The sequence below is a fragment of the Alteribacillus bidgolensis genome, assembly GCF_002886255.1.
GTDB lineage: Bacteria > Bacillota > Bacilli > Bacillales > Marinococcaceae > Alteribacillus > Alteribacillus bidgolensis.
In genome coordinates, this window is the sequence record NZ_KZ614149.1 from 488,411 (window position 1) to 500,438 (window position 12,028).

Below are 12,028 nucleotides of genomic sequence, written 5' to 3' on the forward strand. Positions count from 1 at the left end.
CCGCGGAGGCCTCTTATTTTATGGGTAAATAAGAGGTAAGACCTGCAAGGCATGCCAGAGGGAAGGTATGTGTGCAGCGTAGCCTGCCTTGAGTGGAGCAGCGGGGAAGGTAAAGTCTAGGATGATTACCGTAGGCCAACGGATACTTTCCTATCACCTGAAACCTGCTCTGCAAAAGAGGCTAAGAGAGTGGCACGGAATTGTTGAGGAAAACTCCTAGACTGTTCATATAGACGAATGAAGTGGATTGCAGTGTGTGCTGAGTGGCAATCCAGTCTGATGTCCGGCGACGGCATCAAGCTGTTTTTAAAGGGAAACCACCAAGGCGGCGACGCTTTGGCAAGCAGCTGGGAAATCCTACTGGACCTAAGACACAATGTTTACGCTTTATATCGGCCATCCGATATCTACATATATTTATTTTAACCAACATTCTTAAAATATATTAGGTGATTATGCAAATAATGAAAAGTATATGGAAAAATTCTATACGTTGGAGCGTTTTAATTGCCGTTATCACACTGGTGTTAGCGGCTATTTTTTCAATTATTTCCACTGCAGTTCTTAGTGGAGTAGACTGGGCCGTTGGAATGATTATAGTGCTTGTGATCGTTCTTGTTGGTGTGTTTTTTGATATGATTGGAGTAGCGGCCACCGCAGCGTCTGAAAAACCATTTCATTCGATGGCTTCAAAAAAGGTACCCGGTGCTTATCAAGCAATGAAGGTCACAAGAAATGCAGATAAAGTAGCAAATTTTTGTGCGGATGTTATTGGTGATATATCCGGTGTAGTAAGCGGAACAGCAGCTTCAGCTGTTGTATTGCAATTTACATTTGCTTTAGGTTCTAGCGATGGAAGTACGCTTCAATTTATACTAGGTGTAATATTTACAGCTGTGGTAGCAGCATTAACAGTAGGTGGAAAAGCATTAGGCAAAACATTTGCCATTACTTTTTCTACCGCAATAATTTTTCAAGTTGGACGTATCTTTTATATACTTGAACATAAATTAAAAATTAAATTATTTAACAAAAAGACGACCAAGAAAACAAAGAAAGTTTAAAACGACTGAAAGTGAGGGTTCGCTTCATGGATTTAAAAACAATAAAGGACCCGGCAATTGTACAAGCATGCAGCCGACAAGAACTTGAAAGTCTAGCTCAACATATTAGAGAGTTTCTTATTCAGAAGCTGTCGGTTACAGGCGGCCATTTAGGCCCTAATTTAGGTGTAGTAGAATTAACACTTGCTTTACATCATCTGTATCAAACACCAAAAGACAAAATCATTTGGGATGTTGGGCACCAAGCTTATGTTCATAAGATACTGACTGGACGAGCTGGTCAATTTGACAGTCTGCGTAAATATAAAGGATTGTGCGGTTTTCCAAAACGAGATGAGAGTGAACATGATGTTTGGGAAACTGGCCACAGCTCTACCTCACTTTCTGCAGCTATGGGGATGGCGGTAGCTAGAGACTTAAAAGGAAGTAAGGATCAAATAGCAGCTGTTATTGGTGACGGTGCTTTAACGGGTGGAATGGCACTTGAAGCATTAAACCATATCGGTCATGAACAAACAAATTTGACCATCATATTAAATGACAATGAAATGTCCATTGCACCAAATGTTGGAGCTCTTCACAGCATTCTTGGCCGTCTCAGAACAACAGGTAAATATCAAAAAGTTAAAGATGATATAGAATTTTTAATCAAAAAAATCCCTGCTTTTGGAGGGAGACTTGCGTCAACTGCTGAACGAGTAAAAGACAGTTTGAAATATTTACTTGTATCGGGAATGTTTTTTGAGGAAATGGGATTTACCTATCTTGGTCCTGTTGATGGTCATGATTTTGACGACCTGTTGTCTAATATTAAATATGGACGAGATACAAATGGTCCGGTAATCGTTCATGTGTTAACCAAAAAAGGAAAAGGCTATGCTCCAGCTGAAAACGATGCTAAAGGTACATGGCATGGGCTCGGGCCTTATAAAATCGAATCGGGAGAAGTAGTGAAAAAACCGGGACCTCCTGCATACAGTGCAGTATTTAGCAGTACATTACAAAGACTCGCTCATAAAGATGAGAGAATTGTAGCTTTAACAGCTGCTATGCCCGGCGGTACCAAACTGGATCAATTTGGTGCTGAGTTTCCGGAAAGAATGTTTGATGTAGGTATAGCTGAACAGCATGCCACCACTATGGCAGGCGGATTAGCTACACAAGGGATGAAACCTGTATTTGCCGTGTATTCCACGTTTTTGCAGCGAGGTTATGATCAACTTGTACATGATGTATGCAGGCAAAACTTGAATGTATTTTTTGCGATTGACAGGGCCGGCCTTGTTGGAGCGGATGGAGAAACGCATCAAGGGGTTTTTGACATTGCTTATTTACGGCACCTTCCTAACATGAAAGTGTTAATGCCAAAAGATGAGAATGAATTACAGCATATGATTTATACAGCTTTACGATATGATGACGGTCCCATTGCAGTTCGTTACCCCCGCGGTAATGGCTATGGAGTTAAAATGGATGAGGAATTAAAAGAGTTAGAAATCGGAAAATGGGAAATCCTTAAGGATGGCAAAGATGCAACAATATTATCTTTTGGTACTATGCTTCCGGTAGCTGTTGAAGCAGCTAAGACGCTTTCTGAACAAAATGTCCATGTTCGTGTCGTAAATGCCAGATCGGCTAAGCCGTTAGATGCAGATCTTTTGAAAGAACTGCAGGAAGAAGGACAGCCTATTCTTACTTTGGAAGAAGCAGTTTTAAAGGGAAGTTTTGGAAGTGCAGTTCTTGAGCACTTTCATGATACAGGCTGTCATAACATGGTAATAGAACGGATGGGCATACCAGATAGATACATTGAACATGGCAGTGTACCGGAATTATATGAGGAAATAGGATTGACTGCAGAAGAAGTTATAAATAAAATTTTTACACTTGTCCCTAGAAGACGGCAAAGGGCGTAGACCATGAAAAAAGAACGAATAGATATATTATTAGTCGAACAAGGTTTTTTTGATTCACGAGAAAAAGCAAAGCGCTCGATTATGGCAGGTTTAGTATTAGCTGACAATGAACGTATTGACAAACCCGGCACTAAAATTGACAGATCTACCTCTATTCGTATAAAAGGAGAAGCAATCCCTTACGTCAGCCGCGGGGGATTTAAACTTGAAAAAGCGTTAAATGTATTCCCGTTAAACCTGCAAAACAAAATTGTGCTGGATATAGGAGCTTCTACTGGAGGCTTTACGGATTGTGCTTTGCAAAATGGGGCTAAAATGGTTTACGCTGTGGATGTTGGATACAATCAGTTATCGTGGAAACTGCGTAATCACGATAAAGTTGAAGTAATGGAACGCTTTAATTTTCGATATGCAGCACCCGAACATTTTAAAGATAAACCTGAGGCAGCGGTAGCTGATGTATCTTTTATATCTTTAAAACTTCTTTTGCCTCCATTAAAAAATATATTAACGAAGGATAGTCAAGTATGTTTGTTAATAAAGCCTCAATTTGAAGCAGGACGTGACAAAGTTGGAAAAAAAGGTATTGTTCGTGATCCAAACGTCCATCGTCAAGTTATTTATGATATTCTTTCGTTTGCAACATCCACAGGGTTTACTCCGGTAGATATGGATTTTTCTCCAATAACTGGAGGAGACGGTAATATCGAATTTTTATTGTTTATGCAATGGCACCCTTTGCCTCAAAATGAAAATTTAATTACGGAAAAGAATGTATCTTCTGTTGTTGAAAAAGCCCACTCCCACTTTCATGCCGTTCAACGGGGTGAGTAAGTATTTCTCATCCCCCTGTTGAATGAATACCCCTTCAAATCCTAAACATATGTTTTCACCTTCTCTTCTCTATATTTTTACTCGTATGTTTGTATAAATATAAAAAATTAGTTATGATACAATTAGCACTTTTACTATATAGCCAATGATATTGGAAGCATCAAGAGGAGGTTGCACATGAATAAAGGGCAGCGTCATATTAAAATTAGAGAATTAATAACAGACTTGGATATAGAGACACAAGATGAATTGGTGGATCGGTTAAAAAAGGGCGGTTATAATGTAACTCAAGCAACTGTTTCTAGAGACATAAAAGAACTGCATCTGGTTAAAGTACCGATGATGGACGGAAGATATAAATACAGTTTGCCGGCAGATCAAAGATTTAATCCTTTACAAAAGTTAAAAAGAGCGCTTGTTGACAGCTTTATCGGAGTTGATCAAGCTGACAATCTCATTGTTATGAAAACCCTTCCTGGAAATGCTAATGCTGTTGCGGTATTAATCGATAATTTAGATTGGGAAGAGATATTAGGTACCATTTGCGGAGACGATACGATATTAATTATTTGCCGTGATAAAAAACAAGCTGGTCCTATTGTGGATCGGTTCCTTGAAATGCTTTAATTTAAAAGATGATCGAGGTGCTTTCATGCTCGAAGAACTTTCAATAAAAAATTTCGCTATTATTGAAGAATTAACCGTTCCATTCGGTGAAGGACTGACAGTATTAACTGGAGAAACAGGTGCCGGTAAATCAATTATTATCGATGCTATTGGCTTATTAATTGGAGGGCGCAGTTCAGTAGAATATGTACGTCACGGGGAAAAACGTGCAGAAATAGAAGGATTGTTTCGAATTAATACTTCACATCCTTCAAGAAAGAAGCTTGAGGATGCCGGCATTGAAGTAGAAGAAGATATGGTGGTATTAAGAAGAGATATTACAGATCAAGGAAAAAGCGTTTGCCGTATAAATGGAAAATTAGTAACACTAGCTATACTGCGGGAAACAGGACAATCTTTAGTCGATATACATGGTCAACATGAACATCAGGAATTAATGCAGCCAGAAAAACATATTACAATGCTTGATCGTTTCGCAGGAAAAAAACTGTATGAAACACTTCAGGATTACAAATCGCGGTATCAAACCTTTACAAAACTTCAATCAGAATTAGAAAAATGGAAAGAAAACGATCAAGAAACGGCAAACCGCCTTGATTTTATCCAATACCAATTAAATGAGATAGAAGCAGCAAGTTTAGTCCCTGGAGAAGATGAAGAATTAGTGAAAGAAAGACATATTTTATCGAATAGTGAAAAATTATTCAGTCAGCTGAATAACACCTATGAAAGCCTCTATGGTGAAGGAAAAGCATTAGACTGGGCAGGGCTGGCTATGTCACATTCTGAAGATGCTGCAGCTATTGATAGTGACATGGAGAAAGTTAATGAATCCATTCATACAGCTTATTATATGCTTGAAGAAGCAGCTTTCTCATTAAGAAACCATGTAGACTCTTTATTATTTGATCCTGAACGTTTAAATGAAATTGAAGCAAGGTTAGAGGAAATTAAAAAGTTAAAACGAAAATACGGCAATTCTGTCATGGAAATACTTGAATTTTCCTCAAAAATTGAAGAAGAAATGGAGCACCTTACCAATAAGGACGAAAAAATTCAGGAATGTCAAGAACAGCTAAAAATAGCAGCTCTAGATTTAAAAGCAGAAGCTGATACGTTAACGGATTTGCGGTATCAAGCTGGAAAAGAGCTATCGGACAAAGTGAAAACGGAACTTAAAGAGCTGTATATGGATAAAGCTGAGATGGAAGTAAACGTAAAAAAATTAAAAAAAGGAAAGCAGTACGAATGGGAGAATGGACGAACCATTTTTAATGACAATGGAAAAGATAAAGTTGAATTTTTAATGGCCACCAATGCCGGCGAACCTTTAAAGCCACTTGCCAAAGTCGCCTCTGGCGGAGAAATATCAAGAATTATGCTTGCCATGAAAACGATTTTGTCAGGTTTCCAGCACGTTACCTCCCTAATATTTGATGAAGTGGACACCGGAGTAAGCGGACGTGTGGCCCAAGCCATCGCACAAAAAATATACCACGTTTCGGTTGGTTCTCAAGTATTATGCATTACCCATCTTCCGCAAGTAGCTGCGATGGCTGATAACCATTTATTCATCGAAAAAAGAGAGAAGGAAAACCGGGTAATAACTACTGTAAAACCAATAGATGGAATGAAGAAAGCGGATGAAATTGCCAGAATGATATCAGGGGTAGAAATAACGGAATTGACACGAAAAAATGCAAATGAATTATTGGCTATGGCCGAGAAGATTAAAACCAAATCATGAAAAGCTGACCAAAACAGGTCAGCTTTTTTATTTTTACCTGCTTATAAATCCTTTGTCAGGAGGCAATTATATGAATACAACAGATAATTTTAAATAGGGGACGAGGAGGATTTAATGCATGGATTGGGGGAGAAGAATTACTGGTGTTGTGCTATTATTATTATTTACCATAGGAATAACAAATCATACGGTCCAAACATTAATAAATATACCGGATGAATTCATTTTTTTTGAGTCCGATTGGCAAAATGACAATATAGTCAGCGGTATACAAAACAAATTAAATATAAAAGATAAAAACGATGTGCAAATCACTGAAAATCAAGAAAAATCAAACGCTTCAATAAAAGTCACGTCTATGCCAAAAAAACAAAGTAAAATAAAAACAATACCAGATATCAAATTAATTCCAGGCGGTGATTCTATTGGGGTGAAACTGCAATCAGATGGGATAATGATTGTAGGTTTTCATGAAATAGCTGCAGAAAAAGAAAGAATTTCTCCGGCAAAAGAGGCAGGCATGAAAGTAGGCGATCGGATTATTTCTATAAATGGCAAGAAAGTGAATCAGTTAGAAGATGTTGTGCAAATCTTAGAAAGTTCAGATACAAGTGATTCACTTCAAGTTAAAGTAAAAAGAAACAATGAAGAACGAAATATAAATGTAAAAATCCATCAAGGAAAAAAAGGAAATGTCATTGGAGCTTATATTCGCAATGCAGCATCAGGAGTAGGTACATTAACGTTTTATGAACCTAAAAGTGGGAAATTTGGCGCTTTAGGTCACGTGATTGCTGACTCTGATACTAAAAAGCCTATTATCGTTGAAAATGGAACGATTGTCCGTTCTTCCGTCAAGTCTATTGAAAGAGGGGCCAATGGAAAGCCTGGGGAAAAGCAAGCTGTTTTATCGTCTGACAACGATATTCTAGGAAAAGTGACAAAAAATAGTTCGTTTGGTGTATTTGGCCAATTAGATACAGACAAACTTTTAAAAAAGCCATCTAATTCGAAGCCGCTTCCTATAGCATTTGCTCATGAAGTAAAAAAAGGACCTGCAGAGATATTAACTGTTGTAGAAGGTGAAAAAATCGAAAAGTTTGATATTGAAATTGTACAATCTGTCCCTCAAATGCACGCAGCTTCAAAAGGAATGGTCATAAAGGTGACAGATGATGAATTATTAGAAAAAACAGGAGGGATTATTCAAGGAATGAGCGGAAGTCCTATCATCCAAGACGGAAAAATCATCGGAGCGGTTACACACGTATTTGTAAATGATTCAACTTCAGGGTACGCTTCTCATATTGAATGGATGCTTGAAGAAGCAGGGATTGACACGTTTATAAAAGAAAGGAAAAAAGCGAGTTAAGGGAAAACTGGAAGCAGTTTTCCTTTTTATAAATTCGTTAATGAAATATTTGTGGTACGATAATATACATAACTATATGAATGTATCGATTCCATATATTTTTAATTTTGTCAAACGTCAAAAAACGACAAAAAGGTAGAAAATGAAAGATGTAAGGAGCTGGATTTTATTTTCTAAGAATTTTGAATTAAGGAAAGGGTATTAGACAGTCTTGTCGAAAACAATATACAGACATGTGAAGAAAAGTATAATAAGGAGGTACATTTGTGAATAAAATTAAAGTTTGTGTAGCTGACGATAATAGAGAATTGGTCGGTTTGTTAAATGAATATATTGGGGCACAAGAAGATATGGAGGTTACTGGCAGAGCCTATAACGGGCAAGAGTGTTTAAAGATGGTAGAAGAAACGCAGCCAGATGTTCTTGTTCTTGACATCATTATGCCTCATTTAGATGGGTTAGCGGTTTTGAATAAAATCAATTCTGGCCAGCACAACCCGCGGCCTAAAATTATTATGCTAACAGCTTTTGGTCAAGAAGATGTAACAAAGAAAGCAGTTAATCTTGGTGTTTCTTATTATGTTTTAAAACCTTTTGACATGGAAACCTTGATTTCTAATATTAGAGAAGTGTGCAGTGGCGAAACATCTGTGGTTCAACAAGCGTATAGTTATAATAATGAAAGCAAAGAAGAACCTGAGATTAATTTAAATCAAAGTATTACAAATATTATTCATGAAATCGGAGTGCCTGCTCATATTAAGGGATATATGTATTTAAGAGAAGCGATTTCTATGGTTTATAATGATATCGATTTGTTAGGTTCCATTACGAAGGTATTGTACCCTGATATTGCTAAAAAATACAACACTACTTCAAGCAGAGTAGAACGAGCCATCCGACATGCTATTGAAGTTGCTTGGAGCAGAGGTAATTTTGAATCGATTTCGCGTATGTTTGGGTATACAATAAATGTTTCAAAAGCAAAGCCTACTAACTCTGAATTTATAGCAATGGTTGCAGATAAGCTGAGACTTGAACATAAAGTAAGTTAAGAACGTTGTTAGAAGGAGCCGCCCTAATAAAGGACGGCTTCCTTTTTGTGAGCATATAAGAGTAAGCCCGAAAGATTAATTTTGATCAGAAATGTATGACTCAAAAAGCCGTGAAACCATGGAAGAACTTTCTGTATAAGGTCGTAATTGATTAATTCTTTTAGACGAAGGTTCGTATTGAATCACATATTGTTCACCATTATACGATGCCAGATACATATCAAACCCATGTCTAGATTCAATAAACTGAAACAATTTGGTTCCCCCTTATCATTTTTCGTTGGTACTTCCACTTTACAGTTTAAATTCCTCGAAAAAAATTTTTTCTTTATAATTATCTTTTTCCTCATTCCTATATCTATGCATGTAATCCCTCCGATTTGGACCATACTAGAAAAAGGTATTAGAAAAACTTGGCTTGGCACCACGGTCTGTGGCACGAAATTGGTACGTCCTGCATGCTGGAAGCCTTAGTCTTTTCTTATACTTGATTCCTTTAGAAAAGTCACTTTCCTAAAGTATAAAAAAGGGGTGAAAGCAGCGTGGATAAGATTCAAGGAAAAGCGCACTTTCATGAAAAAACAAAAATTCTTGCAAATCAAATTGAAAAAAAACAAATTGCTGTAATTGATCATGAAGACATAGATCCGATTGCTGCAGAAAGTTTAATAAAAAAGAATGTCAAAGCCGTCATAAATTTAAAACGTTCTATGAGCGGAGAATTTTTTCATGAAGGTGTCAAAAGGCTGTTAGAGCAAAACATAAAGGTATTTGATATTCATCCAAATAGTGATATAGGTAAATGGATACATGGACGAGAGATTGAGATTAATCATAATTATTTGTTTGTGATTTATTCTCAAAAAAAATATGATGTTGGACCATTAAAAGAATACAATATGCCATTTGTACGCTTATTAGAAGAAAAAGGAAAGAAAAATCTTCCTATTACTTTTGAGAAATTTAGCAGCAATAGTATATCGTACGCAGAAAAAGATTTAATACAGCTGTTAGAATGTTGGAAAAAATGGGAACATGGATCAGCTTTACAAGGAAAAGATGTGTTAATTGTTATTCGGGGAACTGATTATGAAAAGGACTTAGATTGCGTGAAAAAATACTTTATAAGAAATGGTAATAATATTTCATTGATAGCAGTTGATGGAGCAGCTAATGAGATGCTTCATAAGGATATGCATCCTGATTACATTATAGGAGACATGGACTCTGTTAGCAGTAAAGTATTACAATGCGGAGCCAAGCTTATTGTGCATCAAGGCGCAAAAGGTCATTCACCGGGTATGCAAAGGGTAAAGGATCATCAATTATCAGCTAATACTGTAACGTTTATCGGTTTGAGTGAAGATGCTGCCATTGCTTTTGCTTTAAAAGAAGGAGCGAAAAAAATTTATTTGCTTGGCGGTCATCGTGATATGGAAGAATATCTCAGCAAAGGAAGAAAGGGCATGGGGTCCTCTTTGTTAATAAAAATGCTTGCAGGCAGTAAAATTATTGATTTAAAAGGGATACATCACCTTTATGATAATAGCAGAAAATCACAGTCTTTATTTTGGCATTTTAGAAAAATATATCATTCTTTACCATTTTTACGTGGTTCGAAATCAGAAAAAGAAATGAGGGAAATGAAAGCGTGAAAACAAGTGTTATTATTCCAGCTTATAATGAAGAGCGACATTTAAAATCAACATTGCAAACTCTACGCAAAGCTGGCTGGGCAAACGAATTAATTGGAGTAAACGATGGGAGTTCTGATTCTACTGGAAGAATTATGGAAAAATATTGTGATGTATCGATTTCATTTATTAAAAATCATGGAAAAACAGCTGCAGCAAAAGCAGGATGGTTAGCCAGCAAAGGAGAGTTTATTGTAATTTTAGATGCAGATTTAAGAGACAGTGCAATATACGGCAGCGAATTATTATATCCATTGGAATCAAATGAAGCTGACTTAGTTATTGGTACAGTAATGGGAAGTGGAAAAAATGGTTTTGGACTTGTTAAGAGAAGGGTACAGCGTCTTATTCATAGAAGAAGTGGTCTGCTTTTACAAATGCCATTGTCAGGACAAAGAGCTTTTCGAAGAAAACATATTGAACATTATCATCAATTACAGGCAGAAGGTTTCGGTCTAGAGACGATGATGACATTAAAAGCTGTAGAAGAAGGATTTAGAATTAAAGAAGTAGAAGTGCCATTTGTACATGACGGCAAAGGATGGGGAATTCAAGGTATGTGTCACCGTGCCAAGCAATGGCTGGAGGTGGAAAGGTGCCTATGGAAATATGGAAAATCATACTCTTAAGTGCAATGGTGCCGATCTTTTGGCCTGTATTGAGAAACAGCTCTGTAAAATTTGGGTGGACGGCTGTTAATTATAAAAATATGTACATTCCATTTACACTCGGAATTGTTTTGTTACTTTTTGTTTTTAATTTTATTCTTTTATGGCCACCCGATCATTTATTAGCTTTTATGGTATATATAGTAGGAATTTGGACCGCCGGATGGATTGATGATGTACGTGGAAGTGATTATCCAAAAGGAATAAAAGGACATATGTATTTTTTTATAAAAAAAGGAGAGTGGACGACAGGGCTTACAAAAATTGTAATTATTGTCATTTCTGCAAGTGTCAGTCTCCTTTTAGCAGAAGCAACGATGCAAATAGGTACGGTGATTACATTTATGTTGTTCGTATTATCGCCACATGTGTGTAATTCTCTCGATACACGACCACTTAGAGTTTGGAAATGGGTAAGCATTCATGTTTTAATGTTGCTTATATTTCTGTCTGTAAGGCCGGTGCCAGGCATGCTTTTCTATATAGTGGTGGCAATGGGGGTATGGGGGTATTTAGAAATAACGAAAAAAGGAATGCTTGGAGATAATGGAGCTGCTTTGGCCGGAGGAATCATAGCATGGGTGGGAATGCAGTTTTTTCCCTTTAGTATTCAACTTTTTTTTATGGGCATTCTTGTTGGTATTACTTATTTAGCAGAAAAAATTTCGATTCATGCTTTTATTGAAAAAGTTCATATTTTGAAGGAAATTGATCATTTGGGGAGAAGGGAAAGGATGGAATAAAATGGAATAATAAAAGGGCTGACTCTAAATAGTCAACCTTTTACTTGCTGCTCGGGCCCGTTTTTGATTGATACCGAATGCCTACTTTTTTATTTTTACGATCCCGGTAAAAAACAAAACCGGAAATAAACCAAATCCCAAAAACAAGCATTAACAAACCAGTTAAAAATTGCAGCCATAAAAAGGGAAAAGGAGGCTGTAAAATTTGAAAAAGCATATCCCTCATTAACTTTATGCCTAAGGCTGCCATTATACCAGGAATAACTAAAATTAATAACGCAATCAGCCGCATGAGTTATTTCTCTCCT

At 36.8% G+C, this 12,028-nt stretch carries 12 protein-coding genes; 10 read left to right on the plus strand and 2 right to left on the minus strand.

What is annotated here, in order from left to right; genetic code table 11:
• Positions 1 to 464: 464 nt before the first annotated feature.
• From CEF16_RS02625 to spo0A, 7 genes are all read left to right on the plus strand, one after another.
• Positions 465 to 1,064, plus strand: coding sequence for a hypothetical protein (locus CEF16_RS02625; protein WP_091579289.1), 600 nt, complete (start codon positions 465 to 467; stop codon positions 1,062 to 1,064).
• Positions 1,065 to 1,090: 26 nt separating this feature from the next.
• Positions 1,091 to 2,980, plus strand: a complete 1,890-nt coding sequence (gene dxs, locus CEF16_RS02630; protein ID WP_091579291.1) for a 1-deoxy-D-xylulose-5-phosphate synthase — start codon at positions 1,091 to 1,093, stop codon at positions 2,978 to 2,980.
• A gap of 3 nt (positions 2,981 to 2,983) precedes the next feature.
• Entirely contained in the window at positions 2,984 to 3,814 is an 831-nt protein-coding gene (locus tag CEF16_RS02635) for a TlyA family RNA methyltransferase (RefSeq protein ID WP_091579294.1), read from the plus strand.
• A 177-nt stretch (positions 3,815 to 3,991) separates the two neighbouring features.
• Positions 3,992 to 4,441 carry a transcriptional regulator AhrC/ArgR gene (gene ahrC / locus CEF16_RS02640; protein WP_091579297.1) on the plus strand — a complete coding sequence of 150 codons (450 nt, stop codon included), beginning with the start codon at positions 3,992 to 3,994 and terminating at the stop codon, positions 4,439 to 4,441.
• A 25-nt stretch (positions 4,442 to 4,466) separates the two neighbouring features.
• On the plus strand, positions 4,467 to 6,188 hold the full coding sequence (gene recN, locus CEF16_RS02645; protein WP_091580695.1) for a DNA repair protein RecN: 1,722 nt from the start codon (positions 4,467 to 4,469) through the stop codon (positions 6,186 to 6,188).
• A 118-nt stretch (positions 6,189 to 6,306) separates the two neighbouring features.
• Positions 6,307 to 7,560 (plus strand): SpoIVB peptidase, encoded by a 1,254-nt coding sequence (gene spoIVB / locus CEF16_RS02650; protein WP_091579300.1) that lies wholly within the window; start codon positions 6,307 to 6,309, stop codon positions 7,558 to 7,560.
• Between the two features lie 266 nt (positions 7,561 to 7,826).
• Positions 7,827 to 8,615, plus strand: a complete 789-nt coding sequence (gene spo0A / locus CEF16_RS02655; protein WP_091579302.1) for a sporulation transcription factor Spo0A — start codon at positions 7,827 to 7,829, stop codon at positions 8,613 to 8,615.
• Positions 8,616 to 8,690: 75 nt separating this feature from the next.
• Here spo0A and CEF16_RS02660 read toward each other — a convergent pair whose 3' ends face one another.
• Positions 8,691 to 8,870 carry a hypothetical protein gene (locus tag CEF16_RS02660; RefSeq protein ID WP_091579305.1) on the minus strand — a complete coding sequence of 60 codons (180 nt, stop codon included), beginning with the start codon at positions 8,868 to 8,870 and terminating at the stop codon, positions 8,691 to 8,693.
• 287 nt (positions 8,871 to 9,157) lie between these two features.
• Here CEF16_RS02660 and steA point away from each other — a divergent pair, with 287 nt between their 5' ends.
• The 3 genes from steA to CEF16_RS02675 are packed head-to-tail and all read left to right on the plus strand — an operon-like array spanning position 9,158 to position 11,720.
• On the plus strand, positions 9,158 to 10,270 hold the full coding sequence (gene steA / locus CEF16_RS02665) for a putative cytokinetic ring protein SteA (RefSeq protein ID WP_091579308.1): 1,113 nt from the start codon (positions 9,158 to 9,160) through the stop codon (positions 10,268 to 10,270).
• Entirely contained in the window at positions 10,267 to 10,938 is a 672-nt protein-coding gene (locus CEF16_RS02670) for a glycosyltransferase family 2 protein (RefSeq protein ID WP_170031537.1), read from the plus strand. The genes steA and CEF16_RS02670 overlap by 4 nt, the downstream gene beginning before the upstream one ends.
• A complete protein-coding gene (locus tag CEF16_RS02675) occupies positions 10,911 to 11,720 on the plus strand; it encodes a hypothetical protein (RefSeq protein ID WP_091579315.1) in 810 nt (269 codons plus the stop codon). Before CEF16_RS02670 ends, CEF16_RS02675 begins: the two co-directional genes overlap by 28 nt.
• 40 nt (positions 11,721 to 11,760) lie before the next feature.
• On the opposite strand, the gene CEF16_RS02680 is transcribed toward CEF16_RS02675, so the two are convergent.
• Complete coding sequence (locus CEF16_RS02680) at positions 11,761 to 12,012, minus strand: DUF2627 domain-containing protein (protein ID WP_091579318.1); 252 nt, start codon at positions 12,010 to 12,012, stop codon at positions 11,761 to 11,763.
• Positions 12,013 to 12,028: the final 16 nt, after the last annotated feature.

Bases quoted from the DNA above. Each gene is read 5' to 3' on its own strand.
- dxs (WP_091579291.1), top strand. From the start codon at position 1,091: ATGGATTTAAAAACAATAAAGGACCCGGCAATTGTACAAGCATGCAGC.
- CEF16_RS02675 (WP_091579315.1), top strand. From the start codon at position 10,911: ATGGAAATATGGAAAATCATACTCTTAAGTGCAATGGTGCCGATCTTT.
- CEF16_RS02635 (WP_091579294.1), top strand. From the start codon at position 2,984: ATGAAAAAAGAACGAATAGATATATTATTAGTCGAACAAGGTTTTTTT.
- ahrC (WP_091579297.1), top strand. From the start codon at position 3,992: ATGAATAAAGGGCAGCGTCATATTAAAATTAGAGAATTAATAACAGAC.
- CEF16_RS02625 (WP_091579289.1), top strand. From the start codon at position 465: ATGAAAAGTATATGGAAAAATTCTATACGTTGGAGCGTTTTAATTGCC.
- CEF16_RS02680 (WP_091579318.1), bottom strand. From the start codon at position 12,012: ATGCGGCTGATTGCGTTATTAATTTTAGTTATTCCTGGTATAATGGCA.
- spoIVB (WP_091579300.1), top strand. From the start codon at position 6,307: ATGGATTGGGGGAGAAGAATTACTGGTGTTGTGCTATTATTATTATTT.
- recN (WP_091580695.1), top strand. From the start codon at position 4,467: ATGCTCGAAGAACTTTCAATAAAAAATTTCGCTATTATTGAAGAATTA.